Here is a 25,490-nt window from a genome sequence, read left to right as displayed (position 1 = left end):
TCCCGTTTTATTTCAGTACAAATAGTTTCAGCGCTTTTTTCAATATGGTATGGCCCTCGCAGATTCCGATTCCTATGGAATCCGGAATATTCAGACGCCCATCGGACAGGGTCAACTGCCCGCCCAACAACTCATTACTAATTTCAAATCCCTTTTTATTCTCCTGGTACTTCCCGATATTCGGAGTATAAGAGGAGAAATGCAGAATATATACAAAGCAAAATCCGGTGGAAACGTGAGGGGTAACCGTCATGCCTGCAAGCTGTGCCATCCTGGCTGCTTTAGTCGTCCGCACCAGTCCGCCGTTATAGAGAATATCCGGCTGGATCACATCGGTTCCGTGGCTTTCCACCAACCACTTAAACCGGCGCAGGCTGGTTTCCTGCTCTCCGAATGCCAGGGGAATGGAAAGCCGGCCGCATACTTCTTTTGTCGCCCACAGATCATCAAAGGGGCAAGGTTCTTCATAAAAATATCCGTTGATTTCCTCCATCACACGTCCGAAATGTACCGCCGTTTCCACATCATAAGAACCGTTCCCATCCGCATGAATCATCATGTCATCACCGAAAAATCTTCTGGTCCCATAGATCAGCTCCTCACTTCTTCCGGCTATGGAATCCTTATTTTTGCTCATGCGGCCCCCAATCTTATATTTGATTGCTTTGGCACCGATCCGTTCGACCTCCGCCCGAAGGATCTCCAGTTCCTCTTCCGGCGTCGTATGGCGGTTTCCACTGGCAACATAGACATTGGCAGAATCGTGAATCCGTTCCCCGAACAATCTGCCTAACGATACCTGCTTTGCCTTTGCCAGCAGATCCAGAATACTCAGTTCCAACGCCGATAAGCAGGAATAATAAGGGATACCGGCCAGCTTATAATTGCTTTCATATACATAGACTTCTTCTATGAGGGCTTCTAAGTCCCTGGCGTCCTTATGCAAAAAATAGGGGGCGATCAGCTTTTCCAGTATGGGATAGCTGAACTGGATCCGGTCATTGCTCACAGAAATTCCGACCAATCCATCCTTTGACGACGTTCTGACAAAATACAAACCGCAGTTGAATAAAAGCTCAATCCTGTCAATCACAATCGGTTTGTCAAGTCCCGTTAAATCCAGCACCGGTGTTTCCAGGACAAGATCCAGCTGCTCTGAAGTAACCGGGCGGTAATCTGCAAAATCCTTATGTTTTTTATACATTCTATCCTCCTAAAACTTTACCAGGGAATCGATCTTCACCGGAAGCCCTGAAGCAATGGACCGGTTCGCCGCCACGCCGGTTAATATGGACTGTACGCCTGCTATATGATCCGCCGCCCGATGAAACCTGTCCTCATTTTTACCCGGCAGGAATAAATCGTCTAACATCACCGGATCGCCGCCGCCATGTCCGCCTTCCTTTTTTTCCACCGGTACCTCATAAGGCTTCCCAAACATGGGGCAAACCCGGATCTGATAGGATTTCGCCGCTCCCTCCTCCTTTTTGTCTCCGCCGGCATTGATATAAGATTTCTCCAATGCCGTATATTCGATCCTGCCCTTGGAACCGTTGATTGCAACATGAAAACCTTCCCAGGGCATATAGCTGTTTAAGGAATAGGTCATCATAGCCTTATTTTTATACCGCACGGTTACCGCCATGGTATCTTCGATGCTGATATCATCCCCGAACACACTCCGGTCCCGGATATAGCCGCTGTCCGCTTCCGCCTCCAGATACAGCCCCTTTAAAACCGGGTTACGTTCCATATCAATGGCAAAAGGATCCTTCTTCGCCGCCTCACTGCCATGACAGCGGTAATAAAAATCAGTCACCCCACGTTTTTCCGCGTTATGGCGTCCGTAAAAATTCAAATCTCCAAAGGCAAATACCGTATCCGGCTCTGTTCCCAGCCAGAAATTCACCAGGTCAAAATGGTGGGTCGCTTTATGTACTAAAAGTCCGCCGCTGTTGGCTTTATTTCTATGCCACCTCCGGTAATAGTCCGCACCATGCTGTGTGTTTAAAAGCCATTCAAAATGAACAGAAAACACCTCCCCCACCGTATCCTCCATAATCAGTTGGCGGATCTTCGTATGGTGAGGTGCATACCGGTAATTGAATGCCACCCGGATGTGGCGTCCGGTGCGTTTCTGTGCATCAAGGATGGACTGAGCTTTCCTTTCATCAATGGTAAGCGGTTTCTCCGTTACCACATCACAACCCATTTCCATCGCTTTTATAATATATTCATCATGGGTCCGGTCCACACTGGTCACGATCACAACGTCCGGCGTTTCTGCCTTCATCATCTCTTCAAATTTCGTATAATGATATGTTGGGACCTGCTCCTTTCCAAACTTCTCACCGATCATGCGGTTGGCGTAATTCATTCTGGTCTGGCTCAAATCACAAAAAGCCACCAGTTCACAGCAATCCGCATACGTCGAACTCAATGCCTCATAATACATCCTGGCACGTCCTCCGATTCCTACCTGTGCATATCTTACTTTTCCCATATCTAAACCTTCCTTTCCAGGCTAATGCTATTCGCTTTCCTCTTTCTTCCCTTTGAACTGGTTCCGGTATTGTCCCGGCGTCATCAAAGTATATTTTTTAAACACACGAATGAAGTTCTGGGGGCTGTTGTATCCCAGCCGAACGGATATTTCCTGAATGCTCAAATCCGTTCCTGACAGCAGTTCCTTGCAGCGTTTCAGTTTCTTATCAATGACATACTCGGTATAGGTCCTGCCAAACTGTTTTTTAAACATCCGGCTCAAGTAATTTGGATTATAATTAAAATGTCTGGCGCATTGTTCCAGAGAAATATCCTCTTCAAGATTCTGGTTTAAATACTCCGTAATCTGCGTAATCACCCGCGGGCTCTCCGTCGGCTCTTTTACTTTGAGGTTCAGAAGTTTTAAGAAATACTCCCAAAAATACAGCTTCAGCTTTTCTATGGAATCGATATCTTTTGTAATATCAAAATCCGCGATCTCTTTCATCTTTCCATAGTCCGGCTGAAGGGAATACTCATGATAGCAGTCCAGAATATCGGATAACAATTTGTTGACCTCAAGCTTAAACAAATAGTAATCCACTCCATCCAGTTTTTCAAAATATGCATCAAGATGATCCTTGCACTGTTCCTCTGTTCCTTCCAGAACCGACTGAATAATCTTCAGGCGCTTTTGCTTGATCCGGATTTCTGAAAGCACAACTCCTTTTCCCTCATTGATGCCGGAGAAAATGCAAACCCCTGACCGTCCAATCGCTTTTCGCAGCGCGGATTTACACTCTTCCACCGCTGTGGGAAGCTGCTCTGCCGAAAACACCTGTCTGCTGATTCCAATATTGACCTGCAGCCCTGTATACCGCGCAATGGCTAAAACCACCATCTCACAGGTTCTTTGAAGCTGAAGCAAAGCCCCCTCCGATGACATGTACTCTTTATAATGGGTGATATAAATCACCTGGTCAACCGCTACCGGTACAAAGCTGTCCTCTGTTCCCATCAATTCCGCAATGATGTTTTTAACCCCAAAGAGGTAAATCTCCGCATCCTTTTTGTTCTCCGCCGTCAGGTAGAATTTCACTGCGATGACATGAATATGACGGCCTTCAATCGGCTCTGTGATCACCTTATGGCGAATCAATTCTTCCGTGCTGATGGCGACCGGTTCATTCCGGTATATTTTTCTTAAATAAATTTCTCTTTCAGATTCTTCTGTGTCCGAAAGCCGTTTCTTCAGTTCCACATTCTTTTCTACCAGATAATGGACCTTAGATGTGATGGAATCCAGTTTCCTCTTGTCCCCTTCCGAAAGACTGTTATCCACCAGCTCATTGATCACATCAATCGGGCGATACAGTACCTTTGAAAAGCAGTAAACCAGCGTTAAGAGAATAAAAATCATGCTGGCAATGACAATCCATACCAGGTGATAGACTGACTCCATCCCTTTTTTTAAGTCGGAATTTAAGATTACGGACACGTACGTCCAGTCATTAAACTCCGATCTGGATACGGCGCAGACATAGTTTTCGTTGTAAAAGGTAATCTGCTGAGGCTGACCGTCCTGCAACGCCGTCCATTTTTCACGGGAGGCCTTTATATATTCCACAACTGCCTCTGTTCCAGCTGCTCCCACGATACATTTTTCGTTTGCATCCAGGATCACCACCTGCTCATTCTGATTTTCTCCATTAAGCTCATAGTAAATCGTTTTCTTATCGATGATCGTGATCAGCATTCCGTTTCCCGTGCTGACATTGACCGGAATTCTTTCAACCAGATAGATGTATAAATCATCATAATGCCAAAAAGAAGACTGTGAAATTTTCTCCAGCTGCTCCACCAACTCGCCATAAACAGACTCTGAAATAGGCAGAAAGCTTTTCTGGCTCATGACCCATCTTTGTTGACTGCTGACCAGTATGGTATCTGCGACCGGAAAGGACAGCGCTCCTAAAAGCTTCAGCTGATCATCCGCGGCGTTAAAATCCTGAAAATATCTTGCCTCCCGCGGCTTCCTTACACTTTCCACGATGGCTCTGCTAAGACCGCCCCGTATCATGGAATTGTCCACATATTCCAAGCTGACCTCAATCTGTTTTCTTTTATTATGGATCGAAGAAGCCTGTACCTCATACAAGCTTTTCATCTGGGCTGATGTCATACTTCTGACTGCAATGATTAAAATAACTACCGGTAAAACCCCGATGAGTAATAGTACTGTGAATATTTTTCTAAAATATAGATTTTTTCTCTTTCTCATTTGTTTACCTCCCAGTACTATTATAAAGGATTTCATCCTTTTATCGAGCCTACCATAACTCCTTTCTCAAAATATTTTTGCATAAAAGGATAGAACAATACAATCGGCATGGTTGCTACCACAATAACAGCCATTTTTACGCTCTGAGATGGAATGACAAATTCCATTCCCATAGAAGCTTCATCTCCGATGCCACCCTGGGCCAGGATCACGATCTGCCTTAACAACACCTGAATTGTCCATTTCCTTGAGTCGTTTAAGTAAAGCAGGGCGGTCAGAAAGGTATTCCAGTGACCAACCGCGTAAAACATGGTAAAGGTCGCAAGGGCCGGCTTTGATAGGGGCAGAACAATTTTAGCCAATACCCCTGCTTCATTGCATCCGTCTATCTTAGCGGAGTCTATTAAGTCCTGGGGAATCTCCTGAAAGAAATTTTTCACCAGAACCAGATTAAAACTGCTGATCGCTCCCGGCAGGATGAGGGAAGCATAGGAGTCAATCAGGCCCAGCCCATTAACTACCAGATAGGTAGGGATCATTCCGCCGCTGAATACCAGAGTAAAAGTAACCGCATACATCAGATGCCTTCTGCCGGGAAGTTCCTTTCTGGACAACGGATATGCCATAAGGCAGGTCATAACCAGGTTTACGATGGTGCCCGCAATGGTCACCATTACCGTTACTCTCATACTTCTCATGAGAGTGCTGGTGGAAAAAATATATTTGTAAGCGTCCAGTGTCGGCTCCTTTGGGATCAGGAGAAAGCGGTTGAGTGCCAGTTCCTTTACGGAAGCAAAAGACCCTGCCACAATGTAGAGAATCGGGAAAAACGTAACAAGCGTTATGATCACCAGCAGTATGTAAACAATAAAATCAAAGACCCTGTCGCCGTAGGATCGCCTCGCTTTCCTCATAAGATACCTTCCTCTCCTACTTTTTTAGAGATCTTGTCCGCAGTCAGAACCAAAAACAGCCCAACCAGAGATTTGAACAAGCCAACCGCCGTGGAATAACTTAACTGTCCATTCACCAGACCCATGCGGTACACATAGGTATCAAATACGTCCGCCACATCCCGGTTCATCGCATTCTGCATATTATACAGCTGGTCAAAACCGGATTCCATAACATGTCCCAATCTTAAAATCAGCATGGTGATAATCGTGGTCTTAATTGCAGGCAATGTGATGTACCATGCCTGCTGCAGCCTGCTGGCTCCATCCAGTTCTGCCGCTTCGTACATTTCCATATTGACTCCTGCCAGCGCAGCCAGGAAAATGATCGTACCCCAGCCGGTTTCTTTCCATATGTTCTGTATCACTACCATAGGCTTAAGCCATCTGGGGCTGGTTAAGAAGTTCATCTGTCCGATGCCCAGCTTCTTCAAGCCCTCCGTTATAATTCCTCCGTCGGAGGTAAACAAGGTATAGGAAATCCCTACGATTACCACCCATGATAAAAAGTGGGGCAGATAGACCACGCTTTGTACGGTCCGCTTAAACCAGCCGCATTTCACTTCATTCAGAAGCAATGCAACTAAAATCGGCATAGGAAAGAAAAATGCCAGATTAAGCAGTGACAAGGTCAGGGTATTGCCTAAAAGTTTCATAAACGATTTATCCGTAAAAAAACGGATGAAGTATTTAAGTCCGACCCACTCGCTGTCAAAAAAGCCGAGAAACGGCTGGTAGTTTTTGAATGCAGCGATTAAACCAAACATAGGACCAAATTTAAACAGAGCATAATAAACGACGCCCGGGATCAGCATGACATACAGCCACTTATAGGACATGATTCTTTTCCAATCGCTCTTTATTTTCATATCTTCTCCTTTCCGGATTCGCATCCAGTTTGATGGTTTGCTACAAGAACGTTTCCATGTCCTTGCTGTAAGCGGCTCGTCAGCATGCTCACAGAAGCTTTGGGAGATCTCCTACTGACATTATATTTATACAAAACGGATAACTCAATAATCTTGTTTTTCGCTCTTTTGCACAACCGATCCAAGAAACCTTGTATGATTTTTATCCCTCATGCTCATTTTCTTACCTTAAAAGCAAATGAGCATGTATGTATTTTGTAAAATGAGTATTTTGATGATCCCATTTTATTTTCGCATGGTAATTTCAGGGTAAAGATGATTATTGCTTTATCTCACCTCCATAACTACAATTTAAGTGTGTACACAAAAACAAAATGATCTAACATGATCGAATTTGGAGGTTTATATGGGTTTATTAAAAAATGTAAAGTTAGGAAGACAGATCCTTTTTGTATGCCTTACATCAGGCATGGTATTATCTGCAGCCGCATGCGGTAAGAATACCGCCGGTTCTGCCTCTGGTTCTTCCGACGGCCAGACAAGGACAGAAGGAAGTACTTTTTCATCCCAGGACGCTGCAGATCCATTGCCGCTGATTACGCTTATGGCAAACTATACCGGTGCGGAGGCTCCCACCGATGACAATCCGCTGATACAGAAAATATCCGAATATACCGGTTCTGAAGTGAAGGTTACCTGGGTACCCCAGTCCGCCTATAGTGAGAAGCTCAATACTCTGATCGCTTCCAAGGACCTGCCGCAGATCACCACCATCCGCGAAGTAAAAAGCGCCGGTTTTGTCAACGCGGTCCGCTCCGGAATGTTCTGGGACGTAGGGCCGTACCTGGACCGGTTTCCTAACCTAAGCCAGATTGATAAAACGGTTCTTAAAAATGTCCAGATTGACGGACAGCAGGTTTTAATACCGAAGGTGCGCGAAATATCCAGAGAAGGCGGAATCATCCGCCAGGATTGGCTGGAGGCTGTAGGTATGGAGATGCCGGCCACAATAGAGGAACTTCACGACGTTCTCTATGCATTCACCTACAATGATCCGGATCAGAACGGCAAAAACGACACCTACGGCTTCTCCTTAAAATACAATGCACTTCCCCGCTTTTCCACCTTGTTAAGCATCTATATGGGCGGGCCGAACACCTGGGGGATTGATGATAATGGAAATGTTATGCCTGAATTCTATTATGATACCTACACCAAATCCCTTACATGGTTTAAGCAGGCTTATTCCGAAGGTTTATTCAATCAGGATTTCCCCATCTGCAAAGATGAAATGCAGAACTTCACATCCGGCGCCGCCGGCATGTTGTTTCTGGGAAACTTAGAAGACGCCGCAACCCGTGTTACCGACTTGACTGCCGTTTACCCAAATGCCACGACCGATATCTTCCAGCTGTTAAAAGCAGAGCCTGACGCGCCTTATCATATTACCGGCTACCAGGGATATACCGGCGGCCTGGCATTTTCAAAAACAGCAGTCAAAACAGAAGAAGAACTGTTAAAACTGTTGGCTTTCTTAGATAAACTGGGCGATCCGGAAATGGCGGACGGCATGAATTGGGGGATTGAGGGCGAATCCTATACCGTAAAGGACGGAGGTGTAGAGCAGACAAAGGAACAGTCCGAGATCTATGCCCGCAAATACAACGATATCCGTCAGATTACTCCTTTCTATACTACGCAGAACTTAACGGCAAACAACCAACCGGAATTAAACCAGAAGATCATCCGTCTCATGAATGAAAATGCCCAGTATGCAGTACACAACGTAATACTGCCGTTCATCTCCGATACCAATGTGGAAACCGGCGGAGATTTAGAAAACCAGATCAATGATGCCAAAATCAAATATGTAATTGGGGAGTTGGATTTAGATGGGTGGAAAGCCGCCATTGAGGACTGGAAAGCTGCAGGCGGTGAGCAGATTATCAAAGAGTATACGGAACAGTATCAGGCAGGTAAATAATATGGCTTTTCTCCATTGTGAGCTGAAAGCCGAATCCATCCGCATGGTCACTTCTGTCTGCGCGATCCTTCCGCAGGATTTCTGCCGGACGGACCGACCGGTTAAGACTCTGTATCTGCTTCACGGGCGCTCACACAACTATTCCGTCTGGACCCGCTATACCAGCCTGGAGCAATATGCAGAAGCTTACAATACCGCCATTATCATGCCGGAGGTGAACCGGAGCTTTTACAGCAACATGAAATACGGACTGGATTACCAGACCTATGTTTCGGAAGAATTACCGGATTTATGCGAATCCATGTTTCATATCAGCACCAACTCCAAAGACCGTTATATTGCCGGAATGTCCATGGGCGGCTACGGTGCCTTAAAAACCGCCCTTCTTCATCCTGACCGGTATGCCGGCTGCGGAGCCATCTCCGCTGTCACGGATATTCTTAAGCATGTAACAGAAACACCGGAAGACCATCCGAAAAAACAGGAGTTCCAGGGAATCTTCGGGGAACAATGTGACCTGGTTCCGGAAGATGATATTTTCTTCCTGGCCTCCCGGGATGCCGACGCCCCCTCCCGCCCTGATATTTATATGGCCTGCGGTAAAGAAGATCATCTTTATCCGGAATCGGTACGGCTTCACCAGCATCTGCAAAATCTTCCTTACAAGGTTACCTTTGAAAAATGGAGCGGGATACACGATTGGAAATTTTGGGATGAGGCGGTAAAACGGATGTTGAAACATTTCTTTTCTGAGTCAATGATATAGGTGTTTCCCTATTGTAAAATGAAGTCTTGTCCTCAATTAACTCATATTTGCTTCAAATCGGATCGCTATGAGGATTCAGGTTATGCATTAAAAGCTTGAATAAGAGATAAAAAAGAAGGTTTCAATAGAGTGTATCTCCATTAAAACCTTCTTTATAATCAAGATAGATATTTTACTGAACCAGAGTTACAGCTGAAAAAATCGGATACACACAGGCGCCCCGGTATTAATTTGGTTTACCTGACTCATATGACCATTATCTTCTATTTCAAATACCGTGATTGTATCACTGTCTTGATTGCCAACTAAAATATATCTTCCAGTCAGGTCAATTGCAAAATTCCTAGGCGTTTTTCCACCGGAAAACTGCCTTTCAATGAATGTCAGACTTCCATCCTCTTTGATTTGATAACATGCCAGACTATCATGTCCACGATTCGATGCATAAAGAAATTTTCCATCTGGAGTAATATGAAGGTCAGAGCATGTGTTATTCCCGGCAAAATCCGACGGTAGTGTATTCACGGCATTCTGAAATTCCATCTTGCCGGCAACATATGTAAAATGCATTACCTGCGAACTAATTTCATTAATCAAATAAAAATGCTTCCCATCTTTTCCGAACTCTCCGTATCTGGGGCCGCTTCCTGCAGGTACACGAACCGAAGCGTCAGCCTCAGGATATGCAGCGCTTCCTTCATATCGATATGCTACAAGCTTATCGATTCCCAGATCAGAGACATAAAGCAGTTCCTGATCCGGCGCAAAAAGACAGCTATGTGCATGGGGCCCTTCCTGACGTGACTGATAAATGCTGCTGCCCTCATGTTGAAATAACTGGCAATCATTTTTAACATTTCCTTTTTCATCAATTGGATATACAGTCACTGAGCCACTGGAATAATTAGCTATAGCAACAAATTGTCCGTTTGGCCCAATTGCAATATGACAAGGGTCTTCCCCAAAAGTATTCCAGCTTCCTTCTATGCTCATATTGCCTTCATCATCATAAGTGAGCCGGGTCATACCGCCGCCGGTCTTTCCCAAATATTCTTTCATCTCATTAACTGCATAAATCTTTTTATTTATCTCATCTACACATAGGAAAGAAGGATTTTTAATGGCAATTTCTTTTTTTATTTCTATTTTGCCGTCTTCAAATGTACAGAATGATATTCCCTTTCCTTTTCCTTGAAATACCTCACCTGTTCCAAATAAAATTGGTTCTGTGTAACTGCCTATAACAAAATATTGTTTCAAAGTTCTTATTCCATCCTTTCTACTAGCTGTTAGCTTATTAAAATATATCAGTCAATCGGATATTCTCAATCCGCTCACTGGTTATCTTTACAGCCTAAGCGATAAACTGATCTCCGCCACTGCGAGATCTGTTTTATCACCCATAACAACTTCTACAAGTGGAACCCGAGTCCAACTCATAGCTGCATGGTATCACTTTGAATAAATATTGTCAATATCATCTACATTTTTTATTCACCTTGTACAATGCGAGGTTTCTTTCTTATTTCAATCAGCTTTATCACATCATCTAAATCATCTTCTGAAAGTATCCTGACATGCACCCAGCCGCCATTGTTACCGCAAGGATAGCGGTTCTCCCAAAGGGACTGCGTTTTTGATGAAAGCGTAGCTAATACCTGATTGAGCAACGGTACTTCTTTATCGCCTATTTGCAAGGTGATTGTGATTGCATCCTTCTCAAAAAAAGTATAGCAAAGATGTTTTGTTTTATGGGAGTATTTGTACCCCCAGCCGTAAGTATTACCGAATGGAAACCGTATTTCACGGTGAATATCATACCGTTTCATTAATGCATCTTCTAAGAACTGCAGGTACTTACAACCATTCAGACCGATATGCCGTTCAATGTCGTTTATTTCCGGCAGAATATTTTTATCCATCATTCTTTCATACATTTTTCTTAACCAATCCCTCCAACAATACCAACCCTTCTTAATAGTTACTCACATTTACTTAAATCAACATATTATATTGAGGTGCTTGTATATTGGCATTTTTACGGCTCTAAATATGAACAGTATCATCAACTATGATTAGGTTCTTTTGCACTTAAAATGATATCTGCAATATGCTGCTTATCCTTTTCCCATTGACTGGGACGAATGACCACATTAGTAAGGGCATAAAAATCTCCGATTTTTGTGCATGTGATATAATCGTAAAAAACGGAACCTTCTTCAATCAGAGAATATAACATTTGAGGTGTTTGGCTGTCTAAGGGGAGCAGAACTGCATCTGATACCTCTTTGATCTCTGTGATGTCATCTGAGCTCACAAGATTTTCTGAAACTGCATCTATAAAGTACTGTTCATCTATCAACTCTGAAAAGTCGTCAATATTATAAAGTGTTATCATCACAATCTGGGTACCGGAGGCGGACACAAGATACAGGTCACTTTCGCTGTCATTCTTTTGCGTGAGGTATGTAGGAATTGTATAGGTTAGCTCATTACCTTTCGTTGTGATTTCATAGGTTGACTCTCCGCTAGATGCAACTTCATGGGCTGACTCTCCAATTGAGGAACCCTCATAAGTTGACTCTCCAACTGAGGAAACTTCATAGGTTGACCCGACAGTGGCAGAAGCTTTATTTTCTTTACTTCCTGCAACGAAAATAAGTACTCCGATACCAATACAAACAATGCACAATAAAATAAAAACAGTAATAAAAACGGCTGGAATATTAGTTCCTCCGTGCTTTTTTAAATATTCCTCTGCCTCTCCCTTAAGATAGCCTTGAACCGCCTGCTTCGTTAAATTATATTTTTGATAATAAAAGTAATTTGCATACAGAGCCAGAATAATATGGATAGCAAGCCCGCCAAAGGGAATGATCCAGGCAAAAATGCTGACAAGGAAAACAATGAATGCGTTGCGATACATCTTTCTTGCTAGCAACCAGTAAAAAGGAAAAAAGAAGGCAACCCAGTTCCAACTTGTAAAGGATTGGCTAGGATTTCTATCTTGCCATTGCTTTTTATAATAATAGTATTTTTCCCCAACAAAAAGTTCCATCTCCCAATCATCTCGTGATTGCAGTTCTTTTTCCATAATTTTTTTCTCCTCGTAAATAAGATTTGCAACTGGCTGACCTTCAGTCATTGAACATTGAAAAATACATAATAGCCTGATGCATGATTAAAAGATGCTTCTTAAAACTGTATCCCGCAAAATATTTGGAATTTATTACGTCTGCGGAAACTTCTTCACCTCTGAAAAATGGAGGACATGGATTTAACACAGCGCCGGCATTTGCTTTTTGCATAAGCTCGTTCGTTATCTGATAAGACGAAAAGTCAGACAGCGCTTTTGACGGCAAAGAATCTGTAAGAATAATGTCACTGTTCACGATAGCCTTATTGATATCATGCTCAGCAGTTAATCCGCTTATCTCATACCCTGCTGGGCAACACTGCTTAATATTGATGCCTAATACCTTTTTTGCTTCAGCCCATGCATTCCCTATATTCCCTGGGGCACCTACAAACAGATAATTCAGATCAAGGTAATCTTTTCGGATTTTTGATAATGAATATAAATCAGAAAGAATTTCACAGGGATGGTTAACACCGGTCATAGCATTAACGATTGGAAGTAAATTACACTCTGCCATCCGTGCAATCAAATCAATATCAGCGTGCCTGACTACAATACAATCGGCCCAATTATGCAGATAATTGACTACATCTTTTATCTCTTCTTTTTTATCTAAAGCATCACTTGGGAAAAGAATAGATTGCCCTCCAAGATCAAATATCCCTTTCTCAAAAGTAACGCGGGTGCGTATGCTTGAAGATGGAAAAAATAAAATGATCGTTTTTCCTTTAAAGCATTTTTCATATTCCCCTTTGTTCATTTTATCAGCTATATTGAAAATCCTTTGTACCTCGTTAACTGTCAAATCAGTAAGTTCTATCAGATTTCTCATCTTCTAATCACTCCTTAACATATCTTACTAAACGAATGATTCTATTCGGTAATTTCCTTGTTAACCCCTGTATTTTTTACGAATCAAAAAAAATATAAAAAGACAAAAATTCAATATTTTATTATTTTAATATATTTCTATCAAAAAAGTATATTATGTTCTAAAATGCACGTTTTTTGCTTTGAATTTCTAACTTTCCAGTGGATTAAGCAGGTTTTATATATATGTAGAACCCTACATAAGTAATCAAAAAATATATAGAGTTCTACACAAACACTGAAGATAATAGCAAGCAGCATCTTTATTTTCTACCGCTCAATGTGCCTGCTTATACCTTCCCTGCATCTACCGGCCTTGTATTTCCTGAACGCTTACTCCGTGAAAGGTTATCATGAGCTTTTTGAAGTAACATCAAAAATTGTTCCTGTTCTGCAGTCGTCATACCGCTATGTAGCTGTTGTTCTGTGCTTTTAAATACGTCACGCAGCGCTTCTAAAACCTTATCACCTTTTTCAGTAACCTTGATATTCATTGCACGGCCATCATCTTCACGGCTATAACGAATAATAAAGCCATTCTTCTCTAAGCCATTTAATAAGCTGGTTACCGATGGGCCTTTTAGCTGCATCATATCCTCCAAAAACTTGCGGCTGATATTAGCTCCATCGTAAAGACTGCTGCTGATTCCCCCCAATAGCCGGGCTTGCTGGTTCGTTATGCCGAATTCCTCTAACTTTTGATCGTTCATATAGCGCAAGGACAGCGCAATACTCTGTATATAAAAATCAGCACTTGGTTTACTTAAGGCTGAAAGCATAAGATCACCTCCAAAAATCAAAGTAGAATTCTACTAATGGTATACGAGTAGAATCCTACTTTGTCAATAGCTGCTTTTTTAATCTGAGCTGCAGGGTACTATTCCCTCTGCATATTATCTTTCCGTAAATTTCTCTACGATTTTAAGAAGCAGTTCTACCACCTTCTCCATGGACTGAACGGGAATGAACTCAAACTTTCCATGGAAGTTATAGCCTCCGGTGCACAGGTTTGGACAAGGAAGCCCTTCATAAGACAAACGGGCGCCATCCGTCCCTCCGCGGATTGGAGTTATCAGAGGTTCTATTCCGATTTCCTCCATGGAAGTCTTTGCTATATCGATCAGGTACATGTGAGGCTGGATCTTTTCCTTCATGTTATAGTAACTGTCCTTTAAGGTAAGTTCTACGGTCCCTGCATGATAGCGGCTGTTGAGATATTCCGCCACCCTCTCCATAAATGCCTTTTTCTCTTCAAATCTCTCTTTGCTGTGATCCCGGATAATATAATCCATGCGGGCTTCTTCCACCGTTCCGCTCATAGAATCCAAGTGGAAAAATCCCTCATATCCTTCCGTATACATAGGATTTTCAGAGGCTGGAAGCATATTGTGGAACTCCATAGCCATCAGCAGGGCATTCCTCATTCTTCCCTTAGAAGATCCTGGGTGAATGCTGGAGCCGTGCACCCGGACCTTTGCGGAAGCTGCATTGAAATTCTCATACTCCAGTTCTCCTAAGCCACCGCCGTCTACGGTATAAGCCACATCTGCGCCAAAACCCTTTACATCAAAGAAATCTGCGCCTCTTCCAACCTCTTCATCCGGTGTAAAGCCAATGCGGATGGTTCCATGAGGAATCTCCGGATGGGATAAAAGATACTCCGCCATAGTCATGATCTCGGCAACTCCGGCTTTGTCATCCGCACCCAGCAGGGTGGTTCCGTCCGTTGTAATGATATCCTGCCCCTTGTACTTTAATAAATCCGGAAAATCACTTGCTTTCATGACCAGTCCGGTTTCTTTATTCAGCAGAATATCACCGCCGTCATAATTTTTCACGATCTGCGGCTTCACTTCCGTCCCGGAATATGCAGGTGCTGTATCCATATGGGCAATAAAGCCAAGCACAGGGACTGGCTTTTCCATGGTGGCAGGTATGGTGGCATAAACGTAGCTATGCTCATCCACCATCACATGCTCCGCCTTCATGGTCTGAAGCTGGGCTGCCAGTTCTCTGGCTAATACCCGCTGCTTTTCCGTACTGGGAACTGCCTCCATATCCTCCTTAGACTGTGTGTCAAAGGATATATACTTTAAAAAATTATCTAATACTTGTAACATAATCAAATCGCCTCTTTTTCTAAGATTTATTTTTCCATATTTAAAATGGATTTTATAGCTCCTGCCGCGGACCATATGGACAGGCCGTAACCAATGGCAAGGTCAATGAAAAATCCTCTCCACATATCCATATCGGACATCAGCTTTCCAAAGTTAGAGAAAACATAGGACAAGGTTTCAAAACTGGCTTCATACTGGAAGTATCCCCTTGTCATGGATACTGCATAATCCAGAAGATTGGCTCCGGTGATCATTCCGGCTGTTACAATAAGACAAATGACGGCTCCCTTTTTATCCAGTGAGCCTCCAAGCTTCTGATAGCCGCTTAAGGCAAGCTTAAGCATAATAAACCCAGCTATTCCGGCAACAAACCCCACCTGGCCGATGAGCACCCAAAGCCCCACTCCTAAAAGAGAGGCAAACAGCGCCCCGATCACGCCAAAGAACGGATTGGACGGCTTCTGATCAAGGGAGGCGGATATCTGAAGGATTGCTTCCGGATCCACATGTTCAGGATCCATGCGGTATTCACCTGTCAGAATATTTTCCGGCAATTCCTCTTTTTTATCCTCAATTTTCCTTTTCACCTGGCCGATGAGTTCCTGGAACCCATCCTTGTTCTTTCTTCCCCCCATAGCAAGAGTATGGTATTTTTGATCCTTCGTTTCAACCATAAGCCTTTTTCCCGTTGCAGAGGAGGTATCATAAATCCGCACAACAGCATCATATGGGATAATATCAAATCCCTCTGCATTGGCAATGATATAATCATTGGTCAAATAAAGCTGTTCTTTTTCATAGGAGGAGGTACTGGCCCCATTAAGCTGTCTGTCTAAAGCAAGCAGTCTTTCTCCCGTCCATGACTTTAAGGTTGCGCGGCTTATCTTAAACCTCCGGCTGTTAAGCTTCCATACCAAAAGCAAGGTTCCTGCCAGGAAGGCCAGAAATCCGAACGAAAAAATGAGAGAAATTGTTTCCGAAGCATTGGAGGCCGGCTTTCTGGTGGTATCCAGATAGTATTCTCCGAAATAATCCGAAAAATTATCCTCCGTTACAAGTTTCTCTCCCCACATCTCATTGTAGCTTTCCATGGCATACTCCCGGATATCAGCCTCAATGCGCGACGACATGCCGTAAAATACCGCAGGCTCCGGTGTTTCCTCGGACTCATCGTACAAATAGGATTGGATCTGTAAATATTTCTCAGGCAGGTCCCCATGGACCTGTACAATATAAGGAAGCAGGTTTACATCATAAGCAAAGTAATAATGATTGGTTTCCTTAAAATCCGACGCAAACTCCCAGGTCATCATATGGGCCTTTAAGCTGCTGTAAATATCTGCGCCATCATACACATGAAACTCCATCGGTTCCACATCAGATTTCGTATTTCCCAAAAGCTTCATGCCCATTCCTGCACCAAAAAAGGAAACGGCGGTGATATACAGGAAAATAACCGGTAACACCCAGTGGTAAATCCGCGTCATCCGTTTCATCCTGCCAGACATCTGTTCTTTCATACCCATTGCCTCCCATAATTTCCATTTTTTAATTATAACATGGAACAATCAGGCTGTCCATGGCTCTATGTACACAAAAAACGCTGGAAAAGCAAGCGGCCTTCCCAGCGTTTTTTACTTAGCGATTAGACAGTTCTCTGGTTATATCTTCCCAGGATACTCCTTTATAAGCCATGAGCACCATCATATGATAAAGAAAATCTGAAATTTCGTATTTAACTTCCTCGGGATTTGTATTTTTGGCTGCTATGACAATTTCTGTTGACTCTTCTCCCAGCTTTTTTAATATCTTGTCAAGACCTTTGTCAAACAGATAGTTGGTATAGGAACCTTCCTTTGGATTTGTCTTTCTGTCAAGGATTACATGAAATACTTCTTCAAACACCTTTAAGGGATTGATATCCTGATACTCTTTCTTTACCAGATTCTGATAAAAACAGCTTCTAGCCCCTGTATGGCAGGCGGCTCCGATCTGGTTCACTTTCGCTAACAGCGTATCATTGTCGCAATCTAGGTCCAGGGACTTCACATACTGATAGTGGCCGGAGGTTTCTCCCTTCCGCCAAAGGCTTCTGCGGCTTCTGCTGTAATAAGTCATGCAGCCGGTCTTAAGCGTTTCGCGAAAGGCTTCTTCGTTCATATAGGCCAGCATGAGCACTTCTCCTGTCCTGTAATCCTGGGTGATAACAGGAATCAGACCATCATCGCCCAGCTTAAACTGGTCAAAGCTTACCGGGCTTTCAAAGGTATCTACTCCGATTCCCAGGGCTTTTAAATCCTGCTTCAAATCCATGCAGTTCACTTCTCCGTCAAAGCTTCCCACCAGGCCTTCCACATTATCCACTCCAAGGGCATAGGCAAAGAGATCTGCATCTTCCCCGCAGCCGGTGATCAAAAAGGACTCTTCACAGGCTGAAACAGCCTGGAGTTTTTCCTCTGTGACCCCATCCCCCAGAATCATAACGGAAGCACCCAGCTGGGCGTATTCCTTGGTCCGCTCCAAATACGAGCAGTCCGGTAGATAAGCATAAATTTTATCATCTCCGAACCTGTCCGCCGCCTCTTTCATCAAATCCACATTTTCATCAAGGCTTACGTCTAGAAATGCTGCCTTTGCGCCTGCATAAAGGTATTTCTTCACATCCTCCAGCCGTCTGACTCTTCCCCCTAAAATCACAGGAATATCAGACAGCCTTGCAATCTCCTTCATAAGGCCGATTGTCCGTTCATGATCTTCCTCTGACTCAGACAGATCATGCAGAAAGAGCTCATCTGCTCCGCTGTCACCGTAAAAACAGGCCAGCGTCAAAAGATTCTCCCCATAGCATGTCTTTTGATCATCAAGCCTTACTGCCTTCCCCTCCCGGATTCCAAAACCTGCAATTAGTTTTTTATACTCCATCATCATATCCTCCCCTGATGATCCTGCTTTTCAAAGGCTTCTATGGCTTCCTTTAAATCGATCCGATTTTCATACAACGCCTTCCCGATGATGGCTCCGCGGACACCTGCATGATAAAGCTGTCTTAAATCTTCCATGGAAGACATTCCGCCGGAGGCAATGATATCCATTCCGGTTTCTTCCGTCAGCTTTTTCGTGTACTCCACATTAGGACCCGTCAGCATCCCATCCCTTGATATATCGGTATAAACGATATGGCAGACGCCGTATTCCTTCATCCTGTTGCAAAGCTCTGATGCGGTGATTCCGCTGATCTTTTCCCAGCCTTCCACCGCTACCATACCATCCTTTGCGTCAACGCCCGCCACGATCCGGTCCTGTCCGAACTTTTTCACCATGTCCCGGATAAATTCCGGATTCTCAACAGCTTTTGTCCCGATAATTACCCTGGCCACTCCCAGGGAAAGCATGGACTCGATTGCCTCTTCGCTTCGGATGCCGCCGCCTATTTCGATTGGTATGGAAACGGTATCCGCTATTTTTTTGATCACCTTTTCATTTACAGAACGGCCGGCCAAAGCCCCGTCTAGATCTACGAGATGAAGGAATGAGGCGCCCTGGGATTGCCAGAGGGCAGCTACCTCCTCCGGCTTTTGGGAATATACGGTGATCTCCTTAAATTCTCCCTGTTTCAAACGGACGCACTGCCCGTCTTTTAAGTCAATTGCTGGATAAAGCTGCATATGGATTCTCCTTTATAATGTTCCCTTTGTAGACAGTACCCCTGTGATTCTCGGATCAGGGGATGTTGCCTCATCCAAGGCCTTTGCAAATGCTTTGAAGGTTCCCTCGATCACATGGTGGTTATTCTCTCCTGCCATTTTTCTGATATGCAGGTTCATTTCAGAGGCATATGAAACAGCATAGAAAAATTCCTTCAGCATTTCTGTCTCAAATTCCCCCACCCGTTCGCTTGTAAGCAAAACATCATAGCCTAAATACGGCCTGCCGGATAGGTCAATGGCACAGAGGACCAAGGTTTCATCCATAGGAAGGATCATGCTGCCGTAACGTCTGATGGATTTTTTATCACCAAGGGCTTGTTTGATGGCAGTTCCCAGGACAATGCCCGTATCTTCAACGGTATGGTGGGTATCTACCTCAAGATCTCCTTTTACCGACAAGGTTAAGTCAAAAAAGCCATGACGGGCAAAGCTGTTTAACATGTGATCAAAAAATCCAATCCCCGTTTGGATGTCAGCTTTTCCGCTGCCGTCTAAATCAAGGCTCAGCCGGATATCTGTCTCACGGGTTATACGGGAAATCTCTGCACTTCGTCCCATATTTAACCTTCTTTCATGTTTTATAATTTGGTGAGTCCGCAGTGGCGCTCGCAAAACCTGCGGTTTTACTCGCTCACGGGCATTCGCCCTATGGAATAGGCCGGAAGAGAAATTTCTTACGTGCAAGCACGACGAAATTTTTCGCCCGTCCTATTCCGCACTGCTCATTGCTTTCGTGGAAAAGCGTACTTTCACAGAGTTTGCGTGGGCGGTTAAATGCTCTGCCTCGGCAAAGGCTTCGATATCTTCATGGATCTCTTCCAACGCTTCCTTTGAGTAATAAATAATGCTTGATTTCTTTATAAAATCATCCACACTTAAGGCTGAGAAAAATTTCGCCGTTCCATTGGTAGGAAGGACGTGGTTTGGACCTGCAAAATAGTCTCCAAGAGGCTCAGAACTGTATTCTCCGAGGAAGATTGCGCCTGCATTATGAATCCTGGTCATATCTTCAAAAGGATTTTTGGTGATGATCTCCAAATGCTCCGGGGCGATCTCATTAACAGCCTGGATGGCTTCCTTCATGGTATCCGCAACAAGGATATAGCCGTAATTATCCAGGGACTTTTCAATGATCTCTCTGCGGGACAGTTCCCGGGTAAAGGTTTCTATTTCCTCTGATACCTTCTCAGCCAGCTCCATACTGGTAGTTACTAAAATAGCCGAAGCCAGCTCATCATGTTCTGCCTGAGACAATAAATCTGCCGCCACAAAGCGGGGATTGGCGCCCTCATCTGCAAGCACCAGAATCTCACTTGGACCGGCAATGCTGTCAATGCTTACATGTCCGTAAACTGCCTTTTTCGCCAAAGCCACAAAAATATTCCCAGGCCCTACGATCTTGTTGACCTTAGGGATGGTTTCCGTACCAAAGGCAAGGGCCGCCACAGCCTGCGCTCCGCCCACCTTATAAACTTCGGTAACTCCTGCCAGATGAGCTGCCGTTAAGGTGACAGGATTGACCTTTCCATCCTTTCCGGGCGGAGTCACCATGGCAATGCGGCTCACGCCTGCCACTTCTGCCGGAATGATATTCATCAGGACCGAAGACGGATAAGCCGCCTTTCCTCCTGGGACATAAACGCCCACACTTTCTAGGGGTGTGATTTTCTGGCCCAGGATGGTGCCGTCCGGTTTACTGTCAAACCAACTGTACTGCCTTTGCTTTTCGTGAAACTGGCGGATATTTTTCATGGATTTTTTAAGGATCTCTATAAGTTCCGGATCCACTTCTTTCATGGCTTCCTCAATTTCCTGCCTGGTCACCTTTAAGTTTCCGGCCTTTATTTCCGCCTGATCAAATTCCTTTGTATAGGCAAATACTGCCTGATCTCCATCCCGTTTCACCGTTTCCACGATTTCCTGGACCGTGTCGGCATATGCGCCGTAATTATTAGGATCCCTTTTTAACAGATCCCCGAGAATATTTTGTCTGGAAGTTTCGTTAAGCTTTACAATTCTCATCGGTTCTCCTCCTGCAGCAAGGTACGCAGATCATGGATCAGCTTTGTGATCCTGTCATTCTCCCGTTTCATACTTACCTGATTGACCACCATACGGGCGGATAAGGGGCAGATTTCTTCCAATACCGCAAGCCCGTTTTCCTTAAGGGTAGCACCTGTTTCCACAATGTCCACTATGACCTCGGAAAGCCCTACAATCGGCGCCAGCTCAATGGAGCCGTTAAGCTTTATGATTTCAACGGTCTGATGTTTTTTATTGTAAAAATAGTCCTTGGCAATCGCCGGATATTTGGTGGCTACACGGATCCTTTCATGATGCTTTAAAAGCTCTCCTGCCGATGGTGGGCCGCAGACGCACATTCTGCAAGTTCCAATCCCCAGGTTCATGACCTCATAAAGCTTTCTTCCTTCTTCTAAAATAGTATCCTTTCCCACTATGCCAAGGTCAGCCGCCCCATACTCTACGTAGGTAGGCACATCACTGGCCTTCGCAAGAAAAAAGCGAATCCCCAGCTCCTCATTGGTGAAAATCAGCTTCCGGGAATCCTTATCCTTCATCTCTTCACAGGTGATCCCGATTTTTTCAAACATTTCAAGTGACTGTTTTGCAAGCCGCCCCTTTGCCAGGGCAAAAGTCAGATATCTCATACGTACCCCCGATTATTTTAAATATTCCGACAGAGGTATCTCATCTGTACGGTCCAGAATAAGGTTCATGACCTTTACGGAAAACCCGCTTTGGTCCAGATACAGCAGATTATTTAAATCCCGGCGCCTTGCGTAAGCCTGATAGTCCTCAAGGGAACGGGCCTGATCCCTCCGCTGAAGCTGAACCGCCATGCCGGACTCCCGGAAATGGCTGGAAAGCCGGACGGCATTTTCCCTGGCTTCTATCTCATAAAGGATCATGGTGTTCACCAGATCAACCTTCATCTCGATCTTCTGCCTGGAAAGGGCCAGTAAAAGCTCATCCACCGAGATTCCGAATCCCACGGCAGGAGCATTTTTCCCAAACTGTTCCAAAAGCTTATCGTATCTTCCGCCGTTTACCACGTAATCTCCGGTCCCATAGGTATAAGCTTTGAAAATAATTCCGGTGTAATACTGATACTGACTCAGCATGCCAAGGTCATAGGAAACGTAATCAGAAAGCCCATAGCATTCAAGAATCCGGTTCACCTCTTCCAGGCGTTCAATCGCCTTTAGCGCCCTTGGATTGGAAGTCAGTTCCCTGGCTGCCTGGATCTGATCCAGGGTGCCAAACAATTCCGGAAGCTTTAAAAATACCTGTTTTAGCTCCGCGTTAATAGGCTGGGCCATTACCAGTTCTTCTACACCAAAATAATTCTTATTTTCAATAAGCTGTCTTAAGGCTTCCTCCATTTCCTCATCCATGCCGGCTTCTTCCATCAGCCCTTTAAAAAAGTCCACTTCACCTAATTCCACCTGGAATTCCGTTAATCCTGCTGCCTTTAAAGCTCTGATCACCATAGCAAGGATTTCTGCATCCGCATCTGCGGAATCGTCTCCGATAAACTCCACTCCGGTCTGGCTGGCTTCCTTAAGCCTGCCCTGATAGCTGGAATTATTGATAAAGGTTCTCTCTATATAGCATAGACGGATGGGCATATCCTCATCCAGAAAATATTTGGCCGCACATCTGGCAATGGCAGGCGTTTCATCCGGACGCAGCACCAAGGTGTGGTTATCCCTGTCAAAAAACTTAAACATCTCTTTTGCCTTGACACTTCCCCGGGATTCGTTGAAAATATCAAAAAATTCGAAGGTGGGAGTTTCAATGTCCTGATATCCGCACAGATGAAAAACCTTTAACATCTTCTCCTGTACAGCAGCCTTTCTCGTACACTCCACTCCATAGATATCCCGGACTCCATCCGGCGTATGTAACAGTTTATTTGCCATAATAACCTCCGTCTTCTGCTTCGATCTTCCATGATAAGCCGCTATAATATGCAGTGAAGAAAATTATTTTCACGGTTTATCATTTTATATCACTTTCTTGTAGTAAAGTGATAATTTGATAACGTATAGTCGATTATAGGGGAAAAAGCGGTTCTTGTCAATCTCTTCTATCCAAATCTTTCTGGATCAGTTCCAGGTAGTGAACGAAAATATCCCGTAACCGACCTATCCGCCAGGTTTTATCCACCTCTTCGTAGGTAAAGCTTTTCCGCCCGCCCTCTTCCATCCGTATCCAGAACCGTTTCAGCTGGTCAAATGGGAGATAATAAATCTCATCCTTCTGGGTATAGGATAAAATGATAAAAGCAATTCCTCCCTGGCTTTCAAACTCTTCCATAAAAGCGACTTGATGAGGATGGATATTTTGAAGGGGAAATGTGCCAGCCGAACATTCCTTGGCATCAAAGCATACCGGAATCCCCTGTACGGTCCCGATATAATCCACTGTACTTTTCTGATCAAAATAGGCCAGGGTGATGTGGCGGCTTTCCTTATCAATGGAAATCGGAGTGATCGGCGTCGGTATTTTCTGGATCAAAGCCAGGCCCTTTTCCCGGTAACTTTCATTGCTGCGGTTAATCAGATCTTCAAGTGCTGAACCTCTTAACCCTCTTGTATTCCAGGTTCCCATCTCTGCCTCCTATCTCCAGTCCCTGCATATTTTGGAAAAGGTCTTTGGTAAAGGCGCATAAAAGGTGCGGCCAGATAAATAGGCAAGGGGCTCCGCCAGTTCCGGAAGTGTCACCTGATAGGAGTGTAGAAGCTGGGACTGAATGTGATAAAGCTTTTTTGCTTCCTCATTCACCCTGCTGTCCCCATATTTATAGTCTCCTACGATCGGGTGTCCAATGGAGGATAAATGAGCACGGATCTGATGGGTACGTCCTGTGATCAGAGTGACCTTAAGGAGCGTATATCCTTCCTGCCGCTTTACCGGCTCATATTCTGTAACAATCGGAGCGCTCCCGGGAACCTCCTGCTTATGGACCGTCACCTGATTGGTTGCTTCCGACTTGGTTAAATAGCCTGTGATCACCTGTTTATCTGAAATCTGCCCCTTTACCACGCACTGATAATACTTGTGGATGCTCCTGTCCTTAAAGGAGGCTGACATGAGCTGAAGGCCTGGGAGCGACTTTCCTCCCACCACCAGGCCGCTGGTGTTCCGGTCCAGACGATTGCACACGGAAGGCCGGAAGCTCCTTAACTGGTCTGTGGATAACTGGCCGCTTGAAACCAGATAATCGATCATGTATTCCACCAGGGATTCATCCGACTCCTTAGCTTTCTGGGAGAGCATGCCTGCAGGCTTATTTACCAAAAGGATGTGCTCATCCTCATATATAATGTTTAACGATACTTTTTTTACCTCCTGAAGCTTTACCTGGGAAAATTTTTCAATGGTTTCATCGGAGAGAAAAAGTTTGACCTCGTCTCCTTCTGAAAGCTTTTCCGAGCCTTCACATTTCCTGCCGTTTAAGGTGATGTTCTTCTTTCTCATCATCTTATAAAGAAAGCTCTTTTCTGCAAGATTCAAATATTTGGAAAGCAGCTTATCAAGGCGCTGCCCTGCTTCATTTTTCGATACAATCAAAGACTGCATGTTTTTTCCTTTCCATATTACTACCATGTATTTTGGACAGGACCCACCCCGATTTATCGGGTGTAAAGGGATACCCTAAGGGTTTTACTGTCCTGCCGGTTACATGGATAAACTTTTTAACAACGCAACCCCACGCTCCATGCTGCCGTCATCCTTGTACTCTGCTTCTGGTCTCAAGCTGGAAAGGCAGTTGAAAAATTCCTCTTCATCCAGAATGAGCCTTATATCCAGCTTTACCTGATGGCTGAGGAACATATCCTTAAAAAAAACTTCTGCTTTTCCTGTGTCCAGCTTTTTGGCTGTACAGTAAGCATAGATGCCGGTTGGATGAACCGCAGCCACATCCACCGGCATGACCGCATCCCTTGAGGTGATGATCAGATCGTAAAGCATTCTGCTATTTCCTTCATGGGAACATGCTTTTTTATAAAGTTCCTCGTTCAGCGTTTTGTACTTCCATGAAGCCAAAAGGGGGGATGCCCAATTGGCCACCGGAAGAACGGATAGAATGGCTGTAACCGTCAGGATATTTTTAAAGGATGAGCTGTCTGCCATTGTCCGGGCCAATAGCTGTATGAGTATCAGGGCTGCTCCGGCAAGGACCTTCCCTAATTCTGTTCTTCTATGATAATTGCGGTAACCGTACTGTCCCTTCCTGTATCGTTTCACTTTTGTATTCCTCTTCCTTTGCCTGCTGGATATTCTCAATC

The 25,490-nt window shown here is 44.4% G+C and carries 23 protein-coding genes; 2 read left to right on the top strand and 21 right to left on the bottom strand.

What is annotated here, in order from left to right; translation table 11 throughout:
- Nucleotides 1–7: 7 nt before the first annotated feature.
- The 5 genes from RT269_RS01475 to RT269_RS01455 are packed head-to-tail and all read right to left on the bottom strand — an operon-like array spanning nt 8 to nt 6,587.
- Nucleotides 8–1,204 carry a mandelate racemase/muconate lactonizing enzyme family protein gene (locus tag RT269_RS01475; protein WP_313180233.1) on the bottom strand — a complete coding sequence of 399 codons (1,197 nt, stop codon included), beginning with the start codon at nt 1,202–1,204 and terminating at the stop codon, nt 8–10.
- A gap of 9 nt (nt 1,205–1,213) precedes the next feature.
- Nucleotides 1,214–2,503, bottom strand: a complete 1,290-nt coding sequence (locus RT269_RS01470) for a Gfo/Idh/MocA family protein (RefSeq protein ID WP_313180232.1) — start codon at nt 2,501–2,503, stop codon at nt 1,214–1,216.
- 27 nt (nt 2,504–2,530) lie between these two features.
- On the bottom strand, nt 2,531–4,765 hold the full coding sequence (locus RT269_RS01465) for a helix-turn-helix transcriptional regulator (protein WP_313180231.1): 2,235 nt from the start codon (nt 4,763–4,765) through the stop codon (nt 2,531–2,533).
- Between the two features lie 32 nt (nt 4,766–4,797).
- A complete protein-coding gene (locus tag RT269_RS01460; RefSeq protein WP_313180230.1) occupies nt 4,798–5,679 on the bottom strand; it encodes a carbohydrate ABC transporter permease in 882 nt (293 codons plus the stop codon).
- Nucleotides 5,676–6,587, bottom strand: coding sequence for an ABC transporter permease (locus tag RT269_RS01455; RefSeq protein WP_313180229.1), 912 nt, complete (start codon nt 6,585–6,587; stop codon nt 5,676–5,678). The genes RT269_RS01460 and RT269_RS01455 overlap by 4 nt, the downstream gene beginning before the upstream one ends.
- Before the next feature lie 406 nt (nt 6,588–6,993).
- On the opposite strand from RT269_RS01455, the gene RT269_RS01450 reads away from it, so the two are divergent.
- Together RT269_RS01450 and RT269_RS01445 are read left to right on the top strand one after the other, a co-directional pair.
- Complete coding sequence (locus tag RT269_RS01450; RefSeq protein ID WP_313180228.1) at nt 6,994–8,571, top strand: extracellular solute-binding protein; 1,578 nt, start codon at nt 6,994–6,996, stop codon at nt 8,569–8,571.
- A complete protein-coding gene (locus RT269_RS01445; RefSeq protein ID WP_313180227.1) occupies nt 8,480–9,337 on the top strand; it encodes an alpha/beta hydrolase in 858 nt (285 codons plus the stop codon). The genes RT269_RS01450 and RT269_RS01445 overlap by 92 nt, the downstream gene beginning before the upstream one ends.
- A 186-nt stretch (nt 9,338–9,523) precedes the next feature.
- On the opposite strand, the gene RT269_RS01440 is transcribed toward RT269_RS01445, so the two are convergent.
- The 16 genes from RT269_RS01440 to RT269_RS01365 all read right to left on the bottom strand — a co-directional run bounded on the left by RT269_RS01440 (nt 9,524) and on the right by RT269_RS01365 (nt 25,449).
- Nucleotides 9,524–10,597 carry a lactonase family protein gene (locus RT269_RS01440; RefSeq protein ID WP_313180226.1) on the bottom strand — a complete coding sequence of 358 codons (1,074 nt, stop codon included), beginning with the start codon at nt 10,595–10,597 and terminating at the stop codon, nt 9,524–9,526.
- A gap of 230 nt (nt 10,598–10,827) precedes the next feature.
- Entirely contained in the window at nt 10,828–11,274 is a 447-nt protein-coding gene (locus RT269_RS01435) for a DUF3788 family protein (protein WP_313180225.1), read from the bottom strand.
- A gap of 128 nt (nt 11,275–11,402) precedes the next feature.
- The gene (locus RT269_RS01430) at nt 11,403–12,431 is read right to left on the bottom strand and encodes a DUF2628 domain-containing protein (protein WP_313180224.1); all 1,029 of its coding nucleotides are present in this window, start codon (nt 12,429–12,431) and stop codon (nt 11,403–11,405) included.
- A 43-nt stretch (nt 12,432–12,474) separates the two neighbouring features.
- The gene (locus tag RT269_RS01425) at nt 12,475–13,308 is read right to left on the bottom strand and encodes an ornithine carbamoyltransferase (protein WP_313180223.1); all 834 of its coding nucleotides are present in this window, start codon (nt 13,306–13,308) and stop codon (nt 12,475–12,477) included.
- Nucleotides 13,309–13,636: 328 nt separating this feature from the next.
- Nucleotides 13,637–14,125: a MarR family winged helix-turn-helix transcriptional regulator gene (locus RT269_RS01420; RefSeq protein WP_313180222.1), complete on the bottom strand. Its 489-nt coding sequence runs from the start codon at nt 14,123–14,125 to the stop codon at nt 13,637–13,639.
- A 114-nt stretch (nt 14,126–14,239) separates the two neighbouring features.
- Nucleotides 14,240–15,466 carry a peptidase T gene (pepT, locus tag RT269_RS01415; RefSeq protein WP_313180221.1) on the bottom strand — a complete coding sequence of 409 codons (1,227 nt, stop codon included), beginning with the start codon at nt 15,464–15,466 and terminating at the stop codon, nt 14,240–14,242.
- A gap of 26 nt (nt 15,467–15,492) precedes the next feature.
- Nucleotides 15,493–16,986 (bottom strand): hypothetical protein, encoded by a 1,494-nt coding sequence (locus RT269_RS01410; RefSeq protein ID WP_313180220.1) that lies wholly within the window; start codon nt 16,984–16,986, stop codon nt 15,493–15,495.
- A gap of 118 nt (nt 16,987–17,104) precedes the next feature.
- Nucleotides 17,105–18,391 carry a bifunctional phosphoribosyl-AMP cyclohydrolase/phosphoribosyl-ATP diphosphatase HisIE gene (gene hisIE, locus RT269_RS01405; RefSeq protein WP_313180219.1) on the bottom strand — a complete coding sequence of 429 codons (1,287 nt, stop codon included), beginning with the start codon at nt 18,389–18,391 and terminating at the stop codon, nt 17,105–17,107.
- Nucleotides 18,391–19,131 carry a 1-(5-phosphoribosyl)-5-[(5-phosphoribosylamino)methylideneamino]imidazole-4-carboxamide isomerase gene (hisA, locus tag RT269_RS01400; protein WP_313180218.1) on the bottom strand — a complete coding sequence of 247 codons (741 nt, stop codon included), beginning with the start codon at nt 19,129–19,131 and terminating at the stop codon, nt 18,391–18,393. The genes hisIE and hisA overlap by 1 nt, the downstream gene beginning before the upstream one ends.
- Before the next feature lie 12 nt (nt 19,132–19,143).
- On the bottom strand, nt 19,144–19,731 hold the full coding sequence (hisB, locus tag RT269_RS01395; RefSeq protein ID WP_313180217.1) for an imidazoleglycerol-phosphate dehydratase HisB: 588 nt from the start codon (nt 19,729–19,731) through the stop codon (nt 19,144–19,146).
- A gap of 150 nt (nt 19,732–19,881) precedes the next feature.
- Nucleotides 19,882–21,195 (bottom strand): histidinol dehydrogenase, encoded by a 1,314-nt coding sequence (gene hisD / locus RT269_RS01390; RefSeq protein ID WP_313180216.1) that lies wholly within the window; start codon nt 21,193–21,195, stop codon nt 19,882–19,884.
- Entirely contained in the window at nt 21,192–21,842 is a 651-nt protein-coding gene (gene hisG / locus RT269_RS01385; RefSeq protein WP_100304717.1) for an ATP phosphoribosyltransferase, read from the bottom strand. The genes hisD and hisG overlap by 4 nt, the downstream gene beginning before the upstream one ends.
- 12 nt (nt 21,843–21,854) lie before the next feature.
- Nucleotides 21,855–23,117: an ATP phosphoribosyltransferase regulatory subunit gene (gene hisZ / locus RT269_RS01380; RefSeq protein WP_313180215.1), complete on the bottom strand. Its 1,263-nt coding sequence runs from the start codon at nt 23,115–23,117 to the stop codon at nt 21,855–21,857.
- Nucleotides 23,118–23,274: 157 nt separating this feature from the next.
- Complete coding sequence (locus tag RT269_RS01375; RefSeq protein ID WP_313180214.1) at nt 23,275–23,808, bottom strand: Holliday junction resolvase RecU; 534 nt, start codon at nt 23,806–23,808, stop codon at nt 23,275–23,277.
- Between the two features lie 9 nt (nt 23,809–23,817).
- On the bottom strand, nt 23,818–24,780 hold the full coding sequence (locus RT269_RS01370) for an RluA family pseudouridine synthase (protein WP_313180213.1): 963 nt from the start codon (nt 24,778–24,780) through the stop codon (nt 23,818–23,820).
- Between the two features lie 99 nt (nt 24,781–24,879).
- Complete coding sequence (locus tag RT269_RS01365) at nt 24,880–25,449, bottom strand: O-linked GlcNAc transferase-like protein (RefSeq protein WP_313180212.1); 570 nt, start codon at nt 25,447–25,449, stop codon at nt 24,880–24,882.
- Between the last annotated feature and the right edge of the window lie 41 nt (nt 25,450–25,490).

This window comes from Lacrimispora sp., from assembly GCF_032078915.1.
In the GTDB taxonomy this organism is placed as follows: Bacteria; Bacillota; Clostridia; order Lachnospirales; family Lachnospiraceae; genus Lacrimispora.
This window is presented reverse-complemented; position numbering and strand designations above follow the sequence as displayed.